A 22,322-nucleotide genomic window follows, 5' to 3' on the forward strand; every position below is an offset into this window, starting at 1 on the left:
CCTGCAGTAACAGCTGTGCCGTCGATCAGGCGAACACCTGTCTTACACGCGGGGCTTGTGCAACGTCCACGTCACCCCCCCAGATTTCAACCTAGGCAACCTCATCCATCGGGAACGCAGGCACGTCTTTGTTGGCACAAGTCAGGCTTGACGGATTGCCGCGCCGAAAAAGGTTCAGGCTGGTTTCGCCGTTGATCACGGCGACGAGTACGATTGATAACCGGGCGCAAATCACCACCATATTTTCGCGGTTGTCTCCCATCGCCTTTAACAGCGTGTTCATGGCCTCTTTGCATGCCTTGTCGTGGGGCGCACCCACTGGAATGAGTCGGTCATAAGGTTGAGCCCTTTGAGTAGCCGTGCGTGGGGATGGGAGTGTTTATTCCGTACATTCACAGCCGAATTGGCGTCAGGGACTGGTTCCGCCACGGCCTCTAGACTTAGCATCTTGGCCACAGCCTCGGTGACAAACGCTGTCCCCCCTTGGTTTTTCAGGAGGTAGGGCAGTAATCGGTCTAATGGTAGACGCTCTTTCAGATTCGAGAGAGCACGAGCCTTAGACCCGCATAGCCGAAACTGACTGCCAAGACTCCCTCAATTCCCCGCCGCGCCCGCCGATACATCCTGACCATGGGTTGCGTGGAAAACACGACTGCATATCCGAAAAAAATCGTCACGCTCAGCACCGCACATCCTGCGAGAATGAGGATTACGTCCGTCGCCGAGACATCCAGGCAGAGTCCAAGTGTGACCAGCGCTATCCAGGCAAGAATCGCCTTGGGATTGCTTAGATGCATCAGCAAACCGCGCCTGTAGAGACTGAGCCCTGATATCGGCCGGCGTGCTGTACCAGGCGCGGCATCAGGCTGGTCCGGTGTCAGGGCACCCCTTCCTGCCTTGAAAGCCAAATAGAGCAGATAACAGCCTCCGAGAACCTTTAGAATCACGAGCGCCTGGGCGTAGCTTGCCAAAAGCGCGGAAATGCCTGTCGCCGCCATGATACCCAAAAAAATCGATCCGGTGACGACGCCGGCTGACAAAGCAAGGGCCGCTTGGCGCCCTTGCTGCATTGCCGTTCCCATGATCCGCATTGTGCTGGGACCCGGGCTCCCCGCTGCAACGACGTAGGCCATATAGACAATTAGCAGGTGGTACAGATTGTTGAGCATCTTGGATCTTTCGCCGGTCTCTCACGCCTGATTCATTTCGGGGACTACGCCCCAGACGTCACACTGAGAGCCTGCATAAGGTCGTCAATAAAGTCCTGAGGGTGCTCGAGCCCCACGGACATTCGTAGCAATCCGCTTGGCGCTTTGGACTTCGCACCCTCCACGGATGCACGATGCTCGATCAGAGAGTGCGTCCCGCCAAGGCTTGTCGCCCGGACAATAAGCTTGAGGCGGCCGGCGACAGCCATTGCAGCATCGGTTCCACCTTCGACGATAAAGGAAAGCATCGCTCCGTAACCGCTCATTTGCCGCGAAGCCAGATCGTGTCCCGGATCATCTTGCAGGCCTGGAAAGAGCACTTTCTCGACGCGTGGATGAGACGCCAGGGCCTCCGCAACCTTCTGGGCGCCTTCGCAATGAGCGCGCATGCGTATCGGCAATGTCTGCAGCCCCCTCAACGCCAGCCAACAGTCGAAGGGTGCCGCGACGCTGCCCTTGTGTTTCTGGACCATCCGTAACGGCCGTCCGAGTGGCGACGCGTGGGGGACAACAACGACGCCCGCCATCAGATCCGAGTGGCCGCCAATGTACTTTGTCGCCGAGTGCATGACTGCATCCGCGCCAAGCTCAAGCGGCCGCTGAAGCACGGGAGTGGCCCACGTGTTGTCCACCACCGCCAAGGCACCCGCGTTGTGCGCGATTTTGCAGATGGCCGAAATGTCGACGACGCGGATCATCGGGTTCGACGGCGTCTCGACCCAGACGAGGCCGGTCGGCTTTGAGGTGACCGCGGCGCGCACCGCATCCAGATCGCGCATATCGACCGCGACAAAATCGAAGCGAGTGCCGATATCAGTTTCGTCCATCAGCGAGCGGATGCCAAAATACATATCGTCGGGAAGGACGATCCTTCCCGTCGACGGATGGCTCTCAAAGACTGCAGCTATTGCAGCCATGCCCGAGGCAAAGGCTATTCCTTCGTGTCCTCCCTCGAGCGCGGCCATCGCCGACTCGAATGCATTGCGCGTCGGATTTGCATCACGAGTGTACTCGAACCCAAACGGAAACGAGCCGTCGGCACCGCGCTCGAACGTCGTGCTGGTATGAAGCGGTAATGAAACCGCGCCCGTGGATGGATCGACAGCTCGACCGCTATGGATTGCCTTCGTTTCAAAGCGCACTGGCTAGTTCCTCGGTTCAGACGCAGTTGCAATTTCGCTCCGGTCATTATATTGACCGTAAGCGAAGCGAGAGCTGAAGTCAATATAATGACCGACACCCCGACACCTTTAGAGACCGAGCAGGAACTAAGCCAGGCGATTGCGTTCCGGATCCAGGATCTGAGACGCGACCAGAACCTGACATTGGATAGACTGGCCAAACTGACCGGCCTGTCCAAGGGGACGGTTGTCGCTCTTGAACAGGGCAAGGCAAACCCGAGTATCGCCATCCTTTGCCGTCTGGCGGCGGCGTTCTCGCTATCGGTTGCCGATCTGCTGAATGAGGCACCTTCCACGGCCCCCGACCACCCGATCGAACGGAGTATTTCCAGAACGCTTTGGACCAGCGCCAAAGGCAGCCAGGCAAAACTTCACACCTCAACCTCGGGACGCACGATGTTCGAACTTTGGAGCTGGGTCCTCATGCCGGGCGATGTGTTTGCCGCCGACGCGCACAGTCCCGATACGCGCGAACTGATCTCGGTTGCCCAAGGCTCGCTCAAGGTCACGGTGGGCAGTGACGAGATCCTTCTAAATGCAGGCGAGAGTGCGCGCCTCGTTACAGATCAATCCCACTCGTATGCCGCGGCATCCGACGTGCCCGCCCACTTCGCGATGGCGGTGCTTGAGCGCGGCGGACAGCGGGGTCCGGCCCTCTCTTCGCCGGCACCGACGTCGCCCCTGGCTGTTTCGCAAGACCTCGCAGACCACTGACAACTGCCCCTTCACCACAGGAGATCCGCCTTTGTACGTTCCTCCGCATTTCGCCGTACCCGATCAGAACGCCCTCTTCGATCTTATCGAAAAACACCCGTTTGGTATTCTGATCACCCACAGCAATGGCTCCCTCGACGCGAACCATATCCCCTTCGAGCTGGATCGCTCAAAGGGCGATAAGGGCGTCCTCAATTGCCATGTCGCTCGCAAGAACCCTGTCTGGGAGGAAGTCGCCAATGGCGACGAAGTCCTCGTCGTCTTCCGAGCCGCCGACGCCTACATCTCGCCGAACTGGTATCCCAGCAAACACGAATTCCATAAGCAGGTGCCGACCTGGAACTATCTCGTTGCCCACGCCCATGGTCGCATCACTGTTCGGGATGATGAGCGCTACGTGCGCCGCAACGTCGCGAAGCTTACTCACATGCAGGAGGCCACCCGGCCGGACCCGTGGAAGATGGGCGACGCGCCGAAGGATTTCATAGACACGATGACCAAAGCGATCGTGGCCTTGGAGATCGAGATCACCAGCCTGGTTGGAAAATTCAAGCTCAGCCAGAACAAGGAGCTGCGCGACATCCAGAACGCCGGGGAGACGCTGATTGCGCAAGGCGCTGACGAGGTGGGACAGGCGATGCTCGCGGCTGCAGCGGCCAAATCCCAATAGCAGCTATCTTGTCCTGACAAAGCACAGGTGCTGGATTTCCCAACGGGGGACCTGGAGCGACAAATGCGTCGGCTCGCCGGAAACGGGACCAGCATCTGACCACCCGCGATGCGGCAGGTGGCGGATTTCAATATCATGCCCCGACATGAGATGCGTGGCTATTGATCCTGAACCTCGGAGGCACGAACAAGCCTCGGAAATATTTTGGTTCCCTGCGCCCTTCCGCGCTTCGGAGGCCCGGCAAGCAATCTTCGCTCAGCGCTCATAATCGTTATCGTTCGAGCGCTGGGTCTTGCGGTCCTGCTCTTCAGCCTGCTGAGCCTTCTGTTTGTTCGCGTCCTTCTGCTTGGCTGTCATCTCCTGCTCGGTGCCGGTGCGCGGCTGCTCCGGCTGGCGGGAATCGGCCCGGCTTGGAAGGTCTCGCCCCCGGGCCTCGCGCTCGGGGATCGGTTCGCCACTGCCACCACCGCGACGCTGTTGCTGCCGCTCGAATTGCAGCCGCGCGAGACGGTCGTGCATCTTGTCGTTGACCTCGTCACGATACTGTTCGAACTGTCCTTGATGCGCCGGCGGCAGCGTCTCGCGCATGTTGTCCAGAGCCTGATTGACGCGGGCCATCTGACGCCGCATTTCCAAGGGGGTTTGCGCCATGTTCAAATCTCCTATCAGTGCATTCAATTCTCTCATACCGGGATGGGACAGGAAAGACTTCTGCCCCGATTGATCAGCTCCGCGACCCGCGGCAGGACCCGGCTGCCCCTCCCCTGTCCGATCGCGACGGAACTGCAGAAAATTGTTGCCGATCGACTCCGCTGCCGTGAGAGCCTGACCGACCACGCCCGCGGTCCGCATCGTCGTCACAGTCCTTTGCCATGCGGCAGCGATTGCATCGCCGTTCACGACAAGGGATTGTCCATCCAAACGGCGTTGCCGCTTGGCCTCCACCCGCTCGATCGTCCTGGCGCTGACCTGGTAGCGCGGATCGCTCTGGGCGCGGCTGTAGGCTCCGGCATGCTCCTTCGTGAAGGGCCGCGTCATCGCATGATCCATGCGCCGCGTCGCCACCATCGCAATGCCGTTCTCGCGTGCTTTTTCCGCAAAAGTCTCGCGCCAGGCGACCAGATCTGGCTTGTAGAATTTCAGGCGCTCACCGTCGGCAGAGCGCGCCTGCACCATCGCATGGATATGGACGTGCTTGGTGTCCTTGTGATGCGCCAGGACGAACTTGTATCCTGGCGCTCGCTCCTCCATCACGGCGCGCGCCGCGGCCATGACGGCGTTGGCATCGGTGCCGGCCTTTGCCGAGAAAAGCAGGTGATAGGCATTGCGGCGCTCCCGCCCTGAAAACTGTGGGCGCCATTGTTCGTAGACCGAAGCCGCCGCCTTGGTGGCATTCTTCGCCCCGGGCACGGGCTCGCCATTTGCGTGGCGGACCTGGCTGTGGGTACGGATAAACTTTTGCAAAAAGTATTTCGCTTTGAGCTCACGGCTGACGGCCGCCGTCACCTCTGCCTTGGCTACCACCCCCGCCGCGCCCATGGCCTCGGACAAGCGCGCCTCGATCTTGTCGAGCGCCTTGCTGCGCGAATTCTCCCGACCACCGGCCAGGACTCTCGCAAGCGGTCCGGCCCGCTCATCGGTGTGCGCGTATACCTCCACCGCCTGACCATCCTGTGCATAGATGAACGGTTTTGCGCCGAAGGCCTTGTTCAACGCCTCGCTCAAGGCGGCATCGGTGACCTCGCCGGCGAGATCGAAACGAACCTCGATGAAATTGGTATTTTCCAGGGGCAGTTCGAACGTCTCGCAAAATGTTTCCAGGAACGCTTTTCGTGCGCCGCCTGTCGCAAGGACCTGCCCATCCTCGTCAAAAATCTCGATGTCGTGTTTCTCGCCTTTTTCGTCCTCGCGCTTTCCGATGTAATTGAGCAGCCGGGCGCCGGCTTCCCTGGTCGACGGAGGATTGGGCATGACCTTGAACACGGCAGGTTGCGCACCCGCCGCATAGCCTGCCCGTGCCGCCACGGCCCGCGCCTGATAGGCGACCAGCGCCGCTCGTCCAGTACCGCTTGCGCGACCTGCACCGCGGCCGCCGCCGCCGCCGCGCCGCTTCCAGTCCTCCTCCTCTTCCGGCCGGAAACCGGCGAGCGTGGCGCCATAGACCATGATCGGTGCGCTAGAGGTCGCAGCCGCCGTCGCGGATTTCGGAGCGCCGCTGGGGACGGAGCCTCCCACAACTCCTGTCCCTCCCGGCCACGAACGAGTGGCGCTCCTGCCGGCACCTAGCGTGGAGCCGGCTGGTCCTTGCCTAAGGCGCCCGCCGCCACCGATCCGCTTCATCGCCTGGAATTCACTGGCCTCGCGTCGGGCGCTCGTCGCTGACTTGTCGTCGTCCAGCTCCTCATGCTTCACGCCGGCAGCGCCACGTAGATAGCGTTCGATTTCCGCCGCGTAGCCAGCAAGACGACCGCTCATGGCCTGGCCTCCCTCGCTTTGCGGGACCCGCCAGTCATCGCCTTCAGTTCGTCGCGGAACTTGCGCACCAGGTCGCCCACGGCGATCAACGCCTGCTCAAGATCCTCATCCTGGGCAACACGGCCGTCGTTCATGGCGCGCACGGCTTGATTGAAATTGACGCCGACGCGCCGCAGCTGCTCGGTCATCTCCACGATTGCCGGCCGCAACGCCTCTGATGCGATAGGCAGATGCCCGACCTCTGCCCGCACGAGACGCCGGACGACCTCGCTGACGGTAACGCCGTCCCGCTCCGCAATGGCTTTGAGGTTGGCCAGCTCGTCAGCCGAAAACCGGATGTGTGTCACCTCGCCATAGCGTCGTGACGCGCTCTTCATCGCTGCTTTCTCGGCGTCTGCATCCATCTCTCAAGCCCGCTTGCGGGCGCTAAGGCCCGCCAGGGCCGCGCCGCCTATTTTGTGTGTATCACAAAATAGGCTATCCTGCCAATAAGTGAAGAGGAAAGGAAATTTATGGGCGAGCCTTCTCAAGCCCAGTTGTCGGCGGCAACAGCGTAGGCGAACAGCAGCGTGGGCGAAATGTCCCCATCGTGATTTGATGCGATGTGTCTATGATGCGTTGGCGACTTGTATCCATGTTAACATGGATACATCGGCCCTATCGCAGCCGCCAAAGCTTAGTCGGAAATGCGCAGTCGATGGGCCACCGGACCTTCTTTTCTGACGAAAGCAGCTGCGCATAAACTGCATCTTTAGCGAGCCCTTATCTATGCGCGCTGGGTTGCCAAACCAGGCTTCCCCGTCGACTATGTCATGATGTTTCGACCGTGATTTTGTTTCATGTGTCCATGATGACTTGTCTCCGTGTTAACATGGACACAAGGAGACAACACCGGAAGGAGGCCCCCATGATCATCTCCGCTGCGATCCCCAAGGGCGGCACTGGCAAATCGACGCTGCTGCGCACTCTGGCATCCGTCGCGGTGCATCGCGGCTATTCCGTCACTCTTATCGATGGCGACCGGCGGCAGAACATGAACCGCTGGTTCCAGATGCTGGGCGAAGCTGGCAATCGTCCTGACAGGCTCCAGATGGTGAGCGCGATGACCCCGCAGGAAATCCTTCGCGCGGCAGCCACTCACAACGGGGAACGCTCGGTCGTCTTGATCGATACGGAAGGCACCACAAATGACAACCTCATGGCCGGGCTCTTCGCCGCCGACATTGTCGTCGTGCCGGTCTATTTTGCCCTCGATGATGTGACCGCCGCCATCCAGATCACCGACCACTACATCCCGCTGGCGGTCGAGAGCCGGGGGAGACCGCTGCCTGCGATATTCGTGCTGACCAAGCAGACCATCATCGATGGCAGGGCGCGAGCCCTGACCGAACTGCGCGCCATCATCCAGGCCAACGGCACGCCGATTGCAGAACACGTCCTGCACAATCGCGTTGCCTACCGTGACCTCCAGACCGGGCAGACCCTTTACAGCCCCGATGTGCCCGATGCGAAGGCGATTGCCGAGAGTGAAGGGGTCTTTGACGACCTTCTGCAAACCTTCATCGCAGCCACAAGGAACGCGGCATGAGCGAAGAAACCGCACCGAAACCCGGTGACGACAAGAAGGCCCGCATGATGAAGGCGATCTCCACGCAGCCTCCGGCGCTGCCCAGCATGTTCATCCCGCCGAAGGCCGAGCCGTCAGGGAACAAGGAGCAAGCTGCGCCACAGATGCAGGTACCGACAAAGCCCTCACCGGCAGCCGGGCCCGATTTCCGCAAGCTGCTGCGGCAGGGTCAGAAAAAGGACCCCATCGCCGGAAAGAAGATTCGCGAGGAGGAGATGATCCGCTGCGGCTACTACCTGACGGCTGCGGAGCAGCGGCAGTTCAAGTTGCTGGCGATCAGCAACGGGCACAGCATGACCGAACTGCTGCGAAAGGCCGTGCAGGATTATATCCGCATACATAAGCACAAACTGCCGAAGGAATAATCGGCGGTTTTTGAGTCGCTCTCGCATGCCGTGACGGCTGATGTTCGGGGCTCTTTGCAACGTGCAAAAAAAGGGCCCGCGACGGAACACTCCGTCGCGGGCCCTGAGATGTGTTGCCTACTTGGGTTGGTTGAGGTGTTTCAGCACCTGGCCGAAGATTGTGTCTCGCACCGGACGCCCGCTGGCTGCCGCTTTGTCGTCGACCAGCTTTGCGGCCAGTTTGGGCGACAGCGGGATGAAGTCGTAGCCGTGTGAGATGGCTGCATGGCGAAGATCCTCAAGCGTTTCGAACGCGCGATCGTGGGTGCCGAGCCAAAGACCGGGCTCGTCGGTTTCTTCGTGCGGGAACGCTTGCAGGAAGTAGGTCCGGAGTGGTGGATCGTAGCCGATGACAGCGTCTGGGTCCGAGCGACCCTGTCCGGTGACGGTGCTAGTGACAGTGATGGTGTAGCGGCTCATTGCAACCTCCTATTGCCGGTGGGGAGCCGGCCCCTTGCGGGGCCGGCCACCGATGCCTCACTGGGGGTTGTTCCAGAGGATGACCTTCTTGTTTTCCTCGCCACCCGGGGCGGGAGCGAGATTGCCGAAGATCACGCCGATCTCCGGGGCTTCCAGCTTGACCGAGAGGTATTCCTCGCCCGAACGCTGGGAGATGCGGTGCCAGCCGGCTCCGATCTCGAAGCCCGTGCGCTTGTTGACGATCCGGTAGTCGGGGGCGTCCTCGCGCGACTTGTTGGTGTTCGGAATGAGGGTGATCGGGGCATTGACCCGGAGCGTGGCAAAGACGCCTTCCATCGAGCCGTCGGCCTTGGTGGTGAGGTTTGCGATCGTGGTGGCCATGGTAGTTCTCCTTCGGTTGCATCGGGACCATTCCCGATGGCGCCAAAGGAGAGGGCCGTCCTGCTGCGGTCATCTCGGCGAAAATTCTGGAAAATTCTATTTGCCGAAGAATAGCGGGCAGGCCCTTCGCCTGCCTGCAGACAAAAACAGAAATCGAATTTTCCTGAATATTCGCCGAGTGTACCCCCAACGGGGGTTGACCGCACAAAGCAGGCGGTCGTCTACAAAGGCGACATGAAACGGGAATGGCCCCGGATGCGGCAGATGGACAAGAACCCAGGCCGCCATCGCTTGACGACGCAACGCTGCCGGATCGCAGGAACATGCTGCAGCCTCTCGGGTCATGTCGTCGGCATTGCAACACATCGAACAGCAGCCCGGCGCGTGACCTCCTTGCGTGTTCGGAATGGCGGCATAGCGGTTTCGAGATCGGAGCCGGCTGGCAGCGAACTTCACGCCCCTCGGGACGATACCGCGCAGTCAGGTTGGATGACCCGGCAAGCCAGGATGTTGTTCGGCAGGCTTGCACCCGCTTCAGAGGCGAGACGGGTCAAGATGATCATCCGCACAACGCCCGGCGGCTCTGCGCGTGGAAAAGGGGCCGGCTCCGTCCGCTCATACAAGTGGATTAGGCGGCGAGGAGCCGGATGAACATAAGGAACCCGCCGGGCTGTCGGCTGGACCGCATCCATCATCCTGGCAACGCCAGACGCTCGTCCGGCATCATGCGGGCTTCGACCTGGCGGCGAATGTCCGGATCGACATGGCGGAGCATGGCACACCAGTCCTCCACATTGTACGTCGTCGCCATCCGGCCCCTGGCCAGATCATAAATGACGCACGGCTTGTTTGCGATGGCGAGCCGAAGCACGTTGACGGCCGTGCCGGGTGACGCGCCGTCCCAGACCATCATGCCAAAGTCCGCGCGCTGCGCCATCTCCCGGTCCTTTGCGGCTTGGAACCAGTGCTCGTGAACTCCTTCAGGAGAAGGAACATGGTAGGCGGCCCAGTCGCCGAGATTGTTTCGGGGTTCCTTGCCGGCATGGAAGACCCCGACATGCTCGTACTTGTACCCGGCGAGCAGGCCCTGCGCCTCGGCATCGGCTCCAGGCGCGTCGCCAACCAGCACTCCGTGCTCGGCAGCAACGATTGCGCCGATGCGAGCGATGGCAGGTTCCGGCAGCTCGAATATCTCGCGTGATCCGCCTATGAATATCATCGACATGGTGGCCTTCCCTTCTCTCCAGCGCCCCCGCCCCGCGCCGGCCGCCCTCTCCCCTGACCTTGCGCTAGGGATCGTCACCCGAAGGCCGAGACGGCAAAGCCGGCTCGGGGAGCGGCGGGACGCCGCGACGAGAGCCCGGCCGGCCGCAGGCCGGCGCGCCCGGACCTTGCCGCTGCCGGAGGCGCTAGGCGCATCTGGCTAGTGGCGCTTCGCGCTTGGAGCTAGTTGTCTTTGTCGGCCAGCCAGAGGCTCACGTCCTGGATCGAGCGCATGGCGCCGAAAAGAGAACGTCAATCCAGACGGCTGACGCGGCGGCCCTCGCTGCGCGCTTCGATAAAGGCGCCTGCGATCTTCATCATGAATGCCTTGCTGAACCGACCGAGGGGCTTGCCGTCGGCTTCGATGTACCAGGAGCGTTCGGCAATATCGTAGTTGTATTCGTCAACCACGATCCAGCAGCGTTTGAGATCGGTCAGACCGGCGCGCCGACACTCGATAGCGGAGACTTCCAAACCGATCCGATCGCTGGTCGGTGGCTGGGTGGTTATCGCCAGGAGCGCGAGATGGGTCAGGCCATCTCTTGCGCCGCGGACAGCGATGACCACGCAGGTCGGTCGGCTCTTGCGGCCTTCCGTTTCGCCGCGCTCGTGTTGCCATGCCCAAAGATAAGGATAGGAGATCACCTGACCAGGCAGAAATCTACCGCTCATCATCGTATCCTTCCCCGCGCGCCAATCGGTCGATCTCGGCGGCGAAGAGCTCCGTGTGTTCCTCCGGCATCTCGGAGACATGGTATGCGCGGCGGGGATCGCCGCCGATGCGCATCCGTTCGTAGTGCTCGTAGCTCATCAGCACGAACCGGGGTTTCCGGTGCTTGGTGAGAATAACGGGTTCGCGGCTGGCAACGTCGGTGACGTCGCCTACCTGCTTGTTGAGATCCCCCGTCGTGAACTGGCGCATGGCTGGACTCCTTGACCAGTCTCCATATTATCTGGATTTTCTGGATTTGCAAGAAAACGGCGCTCACGCGCCGCCCTCCGCGAACCGCCAGACGGGGATGCCCAGCCGACGCGCCTTGTCGGCAAGGTTGTCGGTGATGCCGGAGCCGGGAAAGACGATCAGGCCGTAGGGCACCACCGAGAGAAGCTGGTCGTTGCGGCGGAACGGGGCTGCCTTGGCGTGCCTGCTCCAGTCCGGCTTGAAGGCGATCTGGGTGACCTTCCGGTTCTCGGCCCAGCAGGCTGCGATGCGCTCGGCGCCGCGCGGGCTGCCGCCGTGGAGCAGAACCATGTCGGGATGCTTCTCGCGAGCCTTGTCGAGCGCGTCCCAGATCCGGTCGTGATCATTGCAGTCGAGGCCGCCGGCGAAGGCGATCTTGGTCCCGGCTGGAACGAGCACCTCGGTTTCGGCGTGGCGACGGGCGGCGAGGAAGTCGCGGGAGTCGATCACCGCCGCGGTCATCGCCTGGTGGGAGACCTTGGAGCCGGTGCGCGGCCGCCATGCCGATCCGGTATGTGCCTCGTAGAGGTCGGCGGCCTCATCGCGCATGATTTCGAGCACGTTGCGGCGCTCGATATAGGTGATGCCCTCGGCCGTGAGCCGTTCGAGCTCGACCGACTTCACCTCGGAGCCGTCCTGCTCCTGCTGGCTCGAACGCTGCGCCTCCTCATTGCGGTCGAGGCTGCGGGCGACACGCTCGGCGGCACGGTGGAAGACGTTTGCGAAGGACCAGAGCAGGTCGTCGAGATCGGGTTCGAGCCTCGTGTCGCCGAGCATGCCGGCGAAGGTTTCCACGATCCCGGCGAGGCCGGCCCGGATCACTTCGTCGTCGGGAAGTGGCCGAGGATCAGGTTCGTCCTGATGCGGGCGATGGCCGTACATCTGCAGTTCGAGGATGACGCGGTCGGTCGGCGAGGAGGCGTGGTAGGGCTCGTAGGCGTCGTCGAGGGGAAGCTCGTAGGTCATGGTTGTCTCCGTCGGTTATGGCCGCGCCCTTCGCGGCCTGACAGCGCATCCCGGCCGCGCCCCGGGCGCGGCCGCACCGAAGGCCGGAGCGCGAGCGAAGGACGGCGCAGCCGTTGCGGCCGTGACCGGGGGGTGGCAGGGGTCGCCTCTCAGGCAGGCCGCGGGCGCGGCTTTCTCTGGTGGAGCGCCGCCATGTCTGCAGGCTGTCTGGCGATGCCGCGCCGGCCCGCGTGCCGGCCCGACGCGCTCATCCGAGCGGCAGGAAGAGACGGGCATCCTCCGGGACGAGCTGGTCGCTGAGCCATGCCGCGAGATGGGCGGGCCCGAGATGACGCAGGTCGTCGTTGAAATCGCCGAGCTGCGGCCGCAACACCAGGGCGAGGATTCCGGCTTCGCCGGCTCGCTGGCTGAGACGCTCGATGCCGTGCCGGCCGGCGGCATCGGCATCGGCCGCGATGTAGAGGCGACGGCAGCCAGGCGGGAAGGTCAGGCCGGCGAGGTGATTGGCCGAAGTGGCGGCGGCAACCGGCAGCGCCGGCATCACCACCTTAAGCGACGCCATCGTCTCGAACCCCTCGCCGGCGGCCATGACCGGGGCGAGCTCACCGGGCTCAAGGCCAAGCCAGATGGCGTTGCCCAGGAGATGACCCAGTGAGCGGCGTGGATCGGCGAGTTGCGCCTTGCCCTGACCCGAGGGATCAAGCCAGGTGCGTTGCAGGCCGGTGATCTTCCCGTCGAAGCTGGTGACAGCGGCAATGAGGGCAGGAAGGGTCTGCGTCTCGCCGGTCACGAAATCCCGGTAATAGCAGCCGGGATGGAAGCGCAGCGCACGCTCATGCACGGAGAGCAGAATGCCGCGGCCGGCGAGGTATCGTTCGGCCAACGTGCCGGCGATCGGCTGCGACATGGCGAACAGGCGACGCGCGGCCTCAGGCGAGCCGCGTGACGCGGCAGGCTGGCGCTGCGCGCCAAGGGACTGGGGCGGGGGCTGGGACGGTGGCCGCGGCATGGAGAGGAAGCGACGCGCTTCGTCCGCGACCTCGCGGAAGTCGACCAGACCACAGCTCTGCTCGATGACGTCAAGCAGGTCGCCATGTTCCCCCGACGACTCGTCGACCCACTTTCCGGCTGCCTTGCCGCCCACCGTTTTGAGCCGCACATGCATGGAGCGGCCGCGCGTGTTGCGGACATCGCCGACCATCCAGTAGTTGCCGGAGCGATGGCCGTTGGAGAGATATTCGCGGCACACCGCCTCGGCATGTTCGCCAAGGCGGCGTGCCAGCTCGGAGGCCGAGACGGTCATGATCGTCTCCCCTCACGCCGCTGCCGCGCGGTCGGTGACGCCGACCAATGTGTGGCGGTCGAGCAGCGCGGCGAGGATGGACGGCCCTTTCTCGCTCGTCGGGATGAACAGTCGGAGCTTCCATGAGATGATTTCGGAGATCAGCCCCAGCGCCTTCAGCCGGGGAACAAAAGCGTCGGTAAAGCCGATCAGCTCGATACGGTGGTCGTTCATGACCCGACTGCGGCGCAGGATCAGGCCATCGGCGAGTTGCAGTCCGATCCTGCCTTCCACGAGCCCGGTCCAGGCATCTTGCGGGGCGAGCCCCGGTACATGATCGATACCCAGATTGCGCAGCATGGTCGCGACAAGGGTCGGCGCGATGTGACGCCCGATGATACGTTCGCCGGCATCGGTCTGGATCCGGTAGACTTGGCAATCATGATCCGGCAAGCGGCGCCAGATCGGCAACAGCAGACCCGTCACGATGTGAAAGGTGCTGGTCGTGAACTCCGGGACGGCGGCGACTTCAGCCTGCCAAAGGTCGCAGAACAGATTCCGGTCGGCGGGCTGCCAGTGGGTCTCGGCAAGGGCGTCGAGCCCGAAGCGCTGTTCGTCCGTCGGCCGCAGCAGGCGCACTCGGTGTTCGATGGTTCCGTCGTCGAGCATCAGGCTCGCAGTGGGCAGCCGGATCGCCGCACGGTTGGAACGGGCGTTCACCAGCAGAACCGCTTGCGGCTCCGCCCGGACGATGGCCAGCGCGTCGACGAGGCTGAGCGGCCGAATTCGGTCCTTGCGCGCGACGGTTAGCACATGCGACTGCGCGCCCGAGACTGGGTGCGCGTAGACGGTGCGGCGATCGGTGACGACGATACTCTCCGCCGTGATCGTCTCCAGGCCTTTGTCATAGGAGCCGGCAGCGATCGCGCCCTCCACCTTCGCCGTCATCAGTTGCTCGAACACCTCGAACAGCAGGTTTTGGGTTTCGATCCGCAACGCCAGCAGGCGATTGAGCCAGGTCGTGATCGGCGGCAGTTCGTCGCGCAGCCCGCCCTCGTCGGTCGTCAGCGACAGCCCGGTCACCGTCTCGAAGGTGGTGAGCGAACAACCTTCGATCCTGCCCTGATGCAGCAGCATGTAGAATTGTCGAAGTGCGGCCCGCGCGTAGGGGCTTTCGAGATTGTCCTCGGCACGGAACAGCCCGGCACCACCGGTCTGGCGCTGGCCACGCGTGATCGCGCCCAGTGTGTCGAGCCGTCTGGCGATAGTCGACAGGAAGCGCTTGCCGGCCTTCACGTTGGCGGCCATGGGCCGGAACAGCGGCGGTTGCTTCTGATTTGTGCGGTGGGTCCGTCCGAGCCCCTGGATGGCATTGTCGGCGCGCCAGCCGGCTTCGAGCAGATAGTGCTTGCGCAGCCTCTGGTTTCGCGCCTCGAGATCGGCGTGGTAGGAGCGCCCGGTGCCGCCGGCGTCCGAAAAGATCAGTATGCGCTTGTCGTCATCCATGAAACTCTGGGTCTCGGCGAGATTGGCCGAGCCAGGGCGGTTTTCCACGGCCAGCCGGTCGATGCCGTCGCGGCCGGTCTTCTTCACGATGCGGCGCGACCGGCCGGTCACCTCGGCGACGGTGTCGGTGCCAAAGTGGTGGATGATCTGGTCGAGCGCGCTGCCGACCGGCGGCAGCGATGCGAGTCTTTCGACCATCTCGTCGCGCCGGCGAACGGCCTCGCGGCATTGAACCGGATTGCCGTCCGCGTCGTGGACGGGCCGCGAATAGACGTTCCTCTCGGCGTCCGAATATTCCTCGAACAACTGGGTGGGGAAGGAGTGCATCAAGTAGCCGCCGACGTACTCGCGCGGCGTGACGTCGACATGCAGGTCAGACCATTCCTCGGTCGGGATCTCGGCCAGCCGTCGTTCCATCAGCGCTTCGCCGGTCGAGACGATCTGCACGACCGCCGAATGACCGTCGGCGCGGTCCTGCTCGATGGCGCCGATCAGCGTCGGCGTCATCATCGAGGTGATGAGGTGGCTGAAGAAGCGCTGCTTGGTGCTTTCGAAGGCTGAACGCGCCGCCGATTTTGCGTCGCGGTTCAGCGTGCCGGCCTTGCTGGTGATTTTGGTCGCCTCGAGTGCTGCGGTCAGATTGTTGTGAATGACCTGGAACGCGTCGGCATAGGCGTTGTAGATGCGGATCTGTTCGTCGCTCAGTGCATGCTCGAGCAGATCGTATTCGACCCCGTCATAAGAGAGCGAACGCGCCGCATAGAGGCCGAGCGATTTGAGATCGCGGGCGAGTACTTCCATCGCCGCGACACCGCCATCCTCGATCGCGCCGACGAACTCGGCGCGGTTGGCGAAGGGAAAATCCTCGCTGCCCCAGATGCCGAGACGCTGCGCATAGGCGAGGTTCTCGACCGCCGTCGCACCGGTCGCGGAGACGTAGACGACCCGCGCGTCGGGAAGGGCGTGCTGCAGCCGCAGTCCCGCCCTTCCCTGCTGCGACGGGGCGACGTCGCCGCGATCGCCTTTGCCGCCCGCCGCGTTTGCCATGGCATGGGCTTCGTCGAAGACGATGACGCCATCAAACGATTTTTTCGCCCCCGACGGGTTTTCTCCAATCCCCGTCGACTTTTCTCCGTTCCCTGTCGGGCCTTCGGCCCTCCCCGCCTCTTGGCCCACCCAGTCGAGGATCTGGGCAATCCGGGATTTCTTGCCTTCCCGCTCCTGCGAGCGGAGCGTCGCGTAGGTCGTAAAGAGAATGCCTTCGGCAAGGCGGATCGGCGTGCCCTGGCGAAAACGCGACAGCGGCTGCACAAGAAGTTTTTCCTGGCCAAGTGCCGCCCAATCGCGCTGTGCGTCTTCCAGCAGCTTGTCCGACTTGGAAATCCAGATCGCGCGGCGTCGCCCTTGCAGCCAGTTGTCGAGTATGATGCCGGCGACTTGCCGTCCCTTGCCGCATCCGGTTCCATCGCCCAAAAACCATCCACGACGGAAGCGGACAGCGTTCGCAGCCCCTTCTGGTGCGGCCGAGACGACATCGCAGGTCTCGTCAACCGTCCAGGTGCCGGCGAGATGGCCGCAATGGGCTTCGCCGGCATAGACGACGCTTTCGAGCTGGGCGTCCGACAGCAGGCCTTCGTCGATGATCGCATCAGGAAGAAGCGGCCGATAGGAAGGTTTTGGCGGCGCGACGGCGGCCATTGCGGCTGACTGCACGAGCGGCGTCGGATGCGGCTTTGCGCGGGGAATGTCGATCGACTGGAGCGCGTAGGGTTCGTAGATCGTGTCGGTGAGCCGGCCGCCGTCCTCCGGCATCCAGTCGCGCAGCTCATAGGCGAGGGGAACAGCCGGGGTGGTGCTCGCGATGATGGAGCGGGTGGGCTTTGCCCGGAGGACAATAGGGCGGACTGGCCGGATGACCTGCGGAACGGCCGCAACGGGTCCGGCTCTCGCCGCGGATCGGGCGGCCATCTGCATGGCGGCATTGCGCAGGATCCCGTTCGATAGGGTGCCGATCGAATCGGGAAAACCACCCGGTGTCCGGGGCGGCAGATCCGTGATCCAGGCGAGCAGCGTTTCGACATCGGTGGCTTTGCCCGGCGACCGGACGAAGTTTTTCGGTTCGGCGGCCGGTACCTTGTCGATAACTGTCAGGCGCGTATCAGTGGTGGTGCCATGGCGGGCGTAGACACGGCCGTCGATCGCCGCGGTGAAGATGACGATGCCCTGCTGCTGCAGGCGTTCGAAGGCCGGCCGCCATTTGGGGTTTTCGGGAGACAGCCCGGTGCCGGTGATGGCGACCAGGCGCCCGCCGGCGCGCAGGCGGGCGAATGCGGAAGAGAGATGCCGCCATGCCGCGTCAGTGACGTGGCCGTCGACATAGGCGCCGACGCTGAACGGTGGATTGATCAGCACGACGGACGGCTCGATGGCCGCGTCGAGATGATCGTCGATATGGGCCGCGTCGTGCCGCGAGACGGGGACCCTTGGAAACAGCAGTCCGAGGAGATCGGCCCGCGTCGCGGCAAACTCATTGAGGGCGATCGAAGCGCGCGCCATCTCGGCATGGACAGCGAGCAGACCGGTGCCGGCCGAAGGTTCGAGAACTAGGTCGCAAGATGCGATCGCCGCAGCGTGCGCCGTGACGAAGGCGAGCGGCAAGGGCGTCGACATCTGCTGCATGGCCTGGCTCTCGTCGGACCGTCGCGTATGGGTGGGAAGAAGATCGGCGATGCGCTTGATCATCGCCAGCGTTGCCTGGGGCGTGGTGGACCGGGACAGGATCGCAGGGCCGAACCGGCGCAAGAACAGCACCTGGGCGACTTCGAGCGCCTCATAGGCGTCCTTCCAGACCCAGAACCCCTGAGCATCGCTGCCGCCAAAACCTGTCGTCATGGCGGTGCGCAGTGCGGCGGTGGTGACAGGCTTGCCCTGCTCGAGGAAAGGCAGAAGCAGCGTTGCCCCTTGACGAATCGGCTGGGCGGTGTCGATGGAGGCCGGCGTCGGCGCGCCGATTGGAGTAGCCGTCCGGGCAACGGCAGGTGTGGTCGGAACGATGTTCATGGAAATGTCCTTCGCGAGAGGGGAATGGCGCCCGGGCCGGCACTCTCTCCGCGCCAGCCGGGCCACGCTCCTCCCGGCTCCCCTCTGCCTCTGGCGCCGATGCACCAAAGGGGTTGCGCTCTTTGCAAACCCATGACTTGAATGCGCGCACAGGGATGCGGCGGCGACCTGGAGCTGTGGAGGGGATGCGACGGTTCAAAATTGGCAGTGCGGTCTATGAGGAGGCAGCGCCTGACCTGCAGGCGGCGCTGGCGAATGCTTATGCCCGCACCGAGCGTCCGCTATGCCTGTGCCGCGAACCGGGCTGCCCGATGTACATCGCCCGCATCGGCGACCTTCATCTGATCAAGCGCATGCCGCTGAGCGGCGGCGGGCATGATCCATCCTGTGATTCCTATGAGTCGCCTTACGAACTGTCCGGGCTGGGCGCCTTGATGGGCAGCGCGATACAGCTCGATCCGCAAAACGGCTTGGCCGCCCTCAAGTTGGACTTCAGCCTGTCGAAGACGGGGAGCCGCGCGGCATCGGTGCCTGCGGGGCAAAGTTCCGCCAGCGTAACGGCCGATCCCAGGAGGATGTCGCTGCGTGGCCTGCTTCATTATCTCTGGCACCAGGCCGAACTGACGGTCTGGACATCGAGGTGGGCCGGCAAACGGCATTGGTGGAATGTCCGCTGGCATCTGCTCGAGGCTGCCGGGCAAATGACGGTGAGGGGCGACCCACTCGCGGATATCCTGTTCGTGCCCGAGCCGTTTCGCGCCGAGAACAAGCAAGCCATCGAGCAACGTCGCAACGCGGTTCTCGGCACGGCCCTCCCGCCTAAATCAGGTCCCCGAAAGTTGCTCGTCCTGGTGGGCGAGATGAAGGAAATGGTTCCCGCCCGCTCCGGTCAGAAACTCGTCATCAGGCATTTGCCCGGTTTTCCCTTCATCATCGACGATGCATTGCATCGCCGCTTGCAGGCGCGTTTTGAAAAAGAATTGTCCCTGTGGGCAGCGGATTCCAGCTCGCATCTCATGACGATCGCGACGTTCGGACTGAACCCGGCCGGCCTCGCCATTGTCGAGGAGATTGCGTTGATGGTGGTGTCCGAGAACTGGATTCCTTACGAGACGGTCCCGGAGAAAAGGCTCGTCGATGGGCTCGCCCGCCTTCGCGAGAAGAGCGTCAAGGGGTTGCGCTTTGACCTGCAACCCGACCAGCCGATCGCCAATGCGTTGCTTCAGAACAGGGACGAGCCGATCGCGCTCTTTGTCGTTCCGGCCGGAGCGGACGAAAACTACGAAGCGTCGCTCGACGAAATGATCGCCGCGCGACCGGAGATCGGCTCCTGGGTGTGGCGGGTCGGCGAAGGCGATATGCCGCCGCTACCCCTTTGAGCGTCGGGCGGAATTTCCAACGCGCCTCAGTATGCCTTAGGCCAGGCCCAGCTTCTTCTTGAGCTCGGCATTTTCCTTGCGCAGACGGTCGGCAAGCAGGCTCTTGAGGCGCTTGTTCTCTTCTTCGAGCGCGACAAGATCACGGAGATCGCCGCTGTCTGAAGAAGGTGCGGCAGCCCTCTTCCAATAATAGTAGGTCTGCTCGGATATGCCGGCCTGGCCAACCGCAATCTTGCTGGTCGCGCCGCCAGCGATCGATTTCTCGATCTGGGCAAGCTTCTGGGCGCGTTCATTCTCGGAATATGTCTTGCGGGCGGTCTTCGCTGCCACGGGAGCTTCCGCCGCCTGGGGTGTAGGTTTCGCTCCGTTCTTGCGGACCGGCTTTACGAGCTCTGCCTTCGCTTTCTTTGCTCGCGGAACTTTCTTCTTCGATTCAGGCACTTCCACTTTGGCTGGCGCTACTGTCGTCTGAACAGTCTGAGCGTCCTGAAAATCGGCCATCATATACTCCGCTTGTGGTTTATCCCCTTCTTCAGCATCAAGGGGTCTTATACTGAAGTCAATGACCTGGGAATTTGGAAGCGGAGCAGCATAGCCCGGCTGCGTCATCTCCGTGGCAATCTTGGACAGGTCGAGATCGCCCCAGATCGAATGGCTAGGCTTCTGCTTACCGCGCCTCTGTTTCATTTCCACGATGAATGGCCGGATCTGGCGCTTCATAGTCTGTTCCTTAATGTGAGCATGACTTGCAAGTCAAGTCGCTGTTCGTGTTAGCGAGTATCCGACCTATCTTATCGCTCTCGTCGTGCTTTATCGGAGAAACCCCGCAACGAGCAAGCGGTGTGTCATGGGCCTTGCGCAGCCGGCTCAATCAACGGGAGGCGAACATCCCTACTGAGAGGTGATGGGCTGATCTTCAGAGCTGCGTCAACACCGATGCTCAGGCGTCCAGCCGGCGAGTGCGATGACTGTGCACAATCCGGCTGGAGCGATTGCAATCCCTATTTTCTTGGGAACTAATCTTCTCATGGCGGCGGATGAGCTGGACGCGCTTGTTTTCGGGATGGCGGTCGACAGCGTCCGTGCGCTTTCTGTTCCTTTCGCGGAAAAAGTCGCGGAAGTCGCCCACAGAAGCCAGGGCGTGCTGCTTTTCAATTTGCGCATCGATGGCGACATGGAACTTCAGCGCGTCGCCGCCATCCGGTATCCAAGCAATCAGACAGGGGTTCTGGCGCTGGATAAGCAGGGCTTGTTGACCAGCCATTGCATGGTCAATGGCACTTTCTCCAACTTTATCGCTCCGTTGGAGGACTGGAACACGCTGCCGCTCGCAACGCAGGCCAGGACGAGTATCGCTGGCCCGGCCAGCCTGTTCATCGGCGCTTTACGCAATGCCGGGTACTTCCCGCGTGGCAGGCACTGAAGTTTTGCTGAAGGCCGGATGCTTGTATCCTCGTTGCAGTTGGCCATACGGTTTCGCATGTCTCAACAGCTTGAGGATGGGCCGTACGCGGGTGCATCCATTGAGCGAAAGTCGGTCACCGTGATGGAGACGCTTTGCCGCCGAAGCGCGGTTCTTATAGATGCCCATCGTCGCCTTCCTTCGTCAGCTCCGACGCAATCGCACTTTGGACAGGAACTCGTCGATCTCGAGATCCGACAGATCATCGAGCGGCTTGAAGGCAGCATCATGCCTTCCGGCGTTGACGAGAATCGTGCGTTTGCCGCGATGTTCGGCCCACCCGGTCTCGGGGTCTGCATTGCGGGCGGTGCCCCTGAGCTCGACAGGGGTTATGTTCCAGATCGCCTCGAGCTTTTCCGCGCGGGTCATGCTGTCGCTCGCGCCGGTCTCGTGGGCGATGATGGCGGCGCGCATCTTGTCTGGCGACTGCCGATCCGTGAGATCGCAGAAGCCATGAAACCAGCGCTCGCGGCCCCGGATCCGGATCGCGAAGAATACGCTGGTCACGTTGCCGGCCTTATACTCCGACATTCCGAACATGCCGGTGCGCATGAAGAGCGGCGGCAACAAATCTAGCATGAAGTGGTATTCGGACGCGGTGATCTCAAACCACTCGCCTGAATAGGGAGTGCCTGAATTGGGATCGATGCCGGGAGTGTCTTTGTGACGGCTGAACAGTTGGAACATCTGCTCGCGGGTGGCGACGCCGTCGAGCACCTTCCTGAAGGGTGGATGTGCGGTCATGAGGTTCTCCTGAAGGCAAGTCGGCCACGCGCGGCATCGCCGCGCCATGGCAACTGCTTGCTGTGTTGTGGCTGGCGACAGGCCGAGCCTGCGGCCGGCACGTGCACTGGCGATGATGAGGTTTGCAGGGGTTTAGGCGGCGCGTCGCTCGGAGGAACACGAAGCGTCTCGACCAACCCCGGTGATGGCACGGACGGCGGCGGCGAGCGCCGGGATATCGTCGAGCATGCCGAGTGCGACGAAGTGGTTGGCCCCGCCGATGTAGTCTTTACGGCCCTCGCAGGTGCGGATCAGGATACCGTGACCTGAGGACAAAACGAACTGGCCGACCTGGATGTAGGCGTCGTCGTGGTGCAGGGTAATTTCACCGCAAACGGCGATGCCCGCCCTGTTGGAGCGCAGGTCGAAGCTTCCCTGCGGCAGCGCAAGTTCGGTGGCGAGTTTCTTCAGCCGTGAACGGGCTGTGGTGTGGAAACGTCTCTTCTGCTGCTCGTCGTAGGAGCAGGATCTTTTCCAGTCGAACATGTCGATCTCCATGAAACAAAAACTCCCCGGGCGCGCTGTGGCGAGGGCTTGAGGGTGAGTTGGAACTGGATTGGGCCCGGCGGGAGTGCCGGGC

At 62.6% G+C, this 22,322-nt stretch carries 23 protein-coding genes; 7 read left to right on the forward strand and 16 right to left on the reverse strand.

Going from position 1 to position 22,322, the window contains the following annotated elements; translation table 11 throughout:
• Nucleotides 1–91: 91 nt before the first annotated feature.
• The 3 genes from ACSQ3Z_RS32140 to ACSQ3Z_RS32150 form a co-directional block, all read right to left on the reverse strand.
• Nucleotides 92–283 carry a hypothetical protein gene (locus ACSQ3Z_RS32140; RefSeq protein ID WP_436175237.1) on the reverse strand — a complete coding sequence of 64 codons (192 nt, stop codon included), beginning with the start codon at nt 281–283 and terminating at the stop codon, nt 92–94.
• Nucleotides 284–533: 250 nt separating this feature from the next.
• The gene (locus tag ACSQ3Z_RS32145; protein WP_436175238.1) at nt 534–1,169 is read right to left on the reverse strand and encodes a LysE family translocator; all 636 of its coding nucleotides are present in this window, start codon (nt 1,167–1,169) and stop codon (nt 534–536) included.
• Nucleotides 1,170–1,213: 44 nt separating this feature from the next.
• Complete coding sequence (locus tag ACSQ3Z_RS32150; RefSeq protein ID WP_436175239.1) at nt 1,214–2,350, reverse strand: trans-sulfuration enzyme family protein; 1,137 nt, start codon at nt 2,348–2,350, stop codon at nt 1,214–1,216.
• A gap of 87 nt (nt 2,351–2,437) precedes the next feature.
• On the opposite strand from ACSQ3Z_RS32150, the gene ACSQ3Z_RS32155 reads away from it, so the two are divergent.
• Together ACSQ3Z_RS32155 and ACSQ3Z_RS32160 are read left to right on the forward strand one after the other, a co-directional pair.
• Nucleotides 2,438–3,103, forward strand: coding sequence for a helix-turn-helix domain-containing protein (locus ACSQ3Z_RS32155; RefSeq protein WP_436175240.1), 666 nt, complete (start codon nt 2,438–2,440; stop codon nt 3,101–3,103).
• A 31-nt stretch (nt 3,104–3,134) separates the two neighbouring features.
• Nucleotides 3,135–3,773 carry an FMN-binding negative transcriptional regulator gene (locus ACSQ3Z_RS32160; protein WP_436175241.1) on the forward strand — a complete coding sequence of 213 codons (639 nt, stop codon included), beginning with the start codon at nt 3,135–3,137 and terminating at the stop codon, nt 3,771–3,773.
• A 255-nt stretch (nt 3,774–4,028) separates the two neighbouring features.
• Here the strand turns inward: ACSQ3Z_RS32160 and ACSQ3Z_RS32165 are convergent, their stop codons facing one another.
• Nucleotides 4,029–6,248, reverse strand: coding sequence for a relaxase/mobilization nuclease domain-containing protein (locus ACSQ3Z_RS32165; protein WP_436175242.1), 2,220 nt, complete (start codon nt 6,246–6,248; stop codon nt 4,029–4,031).
• Entirely contained in the window at nt 6,245–6,652 is a 408-nt protein-coding gene (locus ACSQ3Z_RS32170; RefSeq protein WP_436175243.1) for a plasmid mobilization protein, read from the reverse strand. The genes ACSQ3Z_RS32165 and ACSQ3Z_RS32170 overlap by 4 nt, the downstream gene beginning before the upstream one ends.
• Nucleotides 6,653–7,155: 503 nt before the next feature.
• On the opposite strand from ACSQ3Z_RS32170, the gene ACSQ3Z_RS32175 reads away from it, so the two are divergent.
• Together ACSQ3Z_RS32175 and ACSQ3Z_RS32180 are read left to right on the forward strand one after the other, a co-directional pair.
• Nucleotides 7,156–7,836, forward strand: coding sequence for a division plane positioning ATPase MipZ (locus ACSQ3Z_RS32175; RefSeq protein ID WP_436175244.1), 681 nt, complete (start codon nt 7,156–7,158; stop codon nt 7,834–7,836).
• Nucleotides 7,833–8,240, forward strand: a complete 408-nt coding sequence (locus ACSQ3Z_RS32180; protein WP_436175245.1) for a hypothetical protein — start codon at nt 7,833–7,835, stop codon at nt 8,238–8,240. The genes ACSQ3Z_RS32175 and ACSQ3Z_RS32180 overlap by 4 nt, the downstream gene beginning before the upstream one ends.
• A 117-nt stretch (nt 8,241–8,357) precedes the next feature.
• Here ACSQ3Z_RS32180 and ACSQ3Z_RS32185 read toward each other — a convergent pair whose 3' ends face one another.
• Entirely contained in the window at nt 8,358–8,699 is a 342-nt protein-coding gene (locus tag ACSQ3Z_RS32185; protein ID WP_436175246.1) for a hypothetical protein, read from the reverse strand.
• Nucleotides 8,700–8,756: 57 nt separating this feature from the next.
• A complete protein-coding gene (locus tag ACSQ3Z_RS32190; protein WP_006205585.1) occupies nt 8,757–9,080 on the reverse strand; it encodes a DUF736 domain-containing protein in 324 nt (107 codons plus the stop codon).
• 323 nt (nt 9,081–9,403) lie between these two features.
• Here ACSQ3Z_RS32190 and ACSQ3Z_RS32195 point away from each other — a divergent pair, with 323 nt between their 5' ends.
• Entirely contained in the window at nt 9,404–9,712 is a 309-nt protein-coding gene (locus ACSQ3Z_RS32195) for a DUF736 family protein (protein ID WP_436175247.1), read from the forward strand.
• Nucleotides 9,713–9,771: 59 nt separating this feature from the next.
• Here the strand turns inward: ACSQ3Z_RS32195 and ACSQ3Z_RS32200 are convergent, their stop codons facing one another.
• The 6 genes from ACSQ3Z_RS32200 to ACSQ3Z_RS32225 form a co-directional block, all read right to left on the reverse strand.
• A complete protein-coding gene (locus ACSQ3Z_RS32200; protein ID WP_436175248.1) occupies nt 9,772–10,305 on the reverse strand; it encodes a hypothetical protein in 534 nt (177 codons plus the stop codon).
• A gap of 290 nt (nt 10,306–10,595) precedes the next feature.
• Nucleotides 10,596–11,015, reverse strand: a complete 420-nt coding sequence (locus ACSQ3Z_RS32205) for a hypothetical protein (protein ID WP_137935457.1) — start codon at nt 11,013–11,015, stop codon at nt 10,596–10,598.
• On the reverse strand, nt 11,005–11,265 hold the full coding sequence (locus ACSQ3Z_RS32210) for a type II toxin-antitoxin system prevent-host-death family antitoxin (protein ID WP_057143280.1): 261 nt from the start codon (nt 11,263–11,265) through the stop codon (nt 11,005–11,007). The genes ACSQ3Z_RS32205 and ACSQ3Z_RS32210 overlap by 11 nt, the downstream gene beginning before the upstream one ends.
• A 63-nt stretch (nt 11,266–11,328) precedes the next feature.
• Nucleotides 11,329–12,270 (reverse strand): DUF2493 domain-containing protein, encoded by a 942-nt coding sequence (locus tag ACSQ3Z_RS32215; protein WP_436175249.1) that lies wholly within the window; start codon nt 12,268–12,270, stop codon nt 11,329–11,331.
• 247 nt (nt 12,271–12,517) lie between these two features.
• A complete protein-coding gene (locus ACSQ3Z_RS32220; protein ID WP_436175250.1) occupies nt 12,518–13,573 on the reverse strand; it encodes a DUF7146 domain-containing protein in 1,056 nt (351 codons plus the stop codon).
• Between the two features lie 12 nt (nt 13,574–13,585).
• A complete protein-coding gene (locus ACSQ3Z_RS32225) occupies nt 13,586–18,118 on the reverse strand; it encodes a strawberry notch-like NTP hydrolase domain-containing protein (RefSeq protein ID WP_436175251.1) in 4,533 nt (1,510 codons plus the stop codon).
• Between the two features lie 185 nt (nt 18,119–18,303).
• Here ACSQ3Z_RS32225 and ACSQ3Z_RS32230 point away from each other — a divergent pair, with 185 nt between their 5' ends.
• Entirely contained in the window at nt 18,304–19,497 is a 1,194-nt protein-coding gene (locus tag ACSQ3Z_RS32230; RefSeq protein ID WP_436175437.1) for a DUF1173 domain-containing protein, read from the forward strand.
• A 36-nt stretch (nt 19,498–19,533) separates the two neighbouring features.
• On the opposite strand, the gene ACSQ3Z_RS32235 is transcribed toward ACSQ3Z_RS32230, so the two are convergent.
• Nucleotides 19,534–20,217, reverse strand: coding sequence for a transposase (locus ACSQ3Z_RS32235; protein ID WP_436175252.1), 684 nt, complete (start codon nt 20,215–20,217; stop codon nt 19,534–19,536).
• Nucleotides 20,218–20,461: 244 nt separating this feature from the next.
• On the opposite strand from ACSQ3Z_RS32235, the gene ACSQ3Z_RS32240 reads away from it, so the two are divergent.
• Nucleotides 20,462–20,920, forward strand: coding sequence for a hypothetical protein (locus tag ACSQ3Z_RS32240; RefSeq protein WP_436175253.1), 459 nt, complete (start codon nt 20,462–20,464; stop codon nt 20,918–20,920).
• A gap of 183 nt (nt 20,921–21,103) precedes the next feature.
• Here ACSQ3Z_RS32240 and ACSQ3Z_RS32245 read toward each other — a convergent pair whose 3' ends face one another.
• Nucleotides 21,104–21,751, reverse strand: a complete 648-nt coding sequence (locus tag ACSQ3Z_RS32245) for a DUF1419 domain-containing protein (protein WP_436175254.1) — start codon at nt 21,749–21,751, stop codon at nt 21,104–21,106.
• A gap of 84 nt (nt 21,752–21,835) precedes the next feature.
• Entirely contained in the window at nt 21,836–22,240 is a 405-nt protein-coding gene (locus ACSQ3Z_RS32250) for a hypothetical protein (RefSeq protein ID WP_436175255.1), read from the reverse strand.
• Nucleotides 22,241–22,322 lie beyond the last annotated feature (82 nt).

This window comes from Mesorhizobium sp. LjNodule214, assembly GCF_964252735.1.
Taxonomy (GTDB): Bacteria; Pseudomonadota; Alphaproteobacteria; order Rhizobiales; family Rhizobiaceae; genus Mesorhizobium.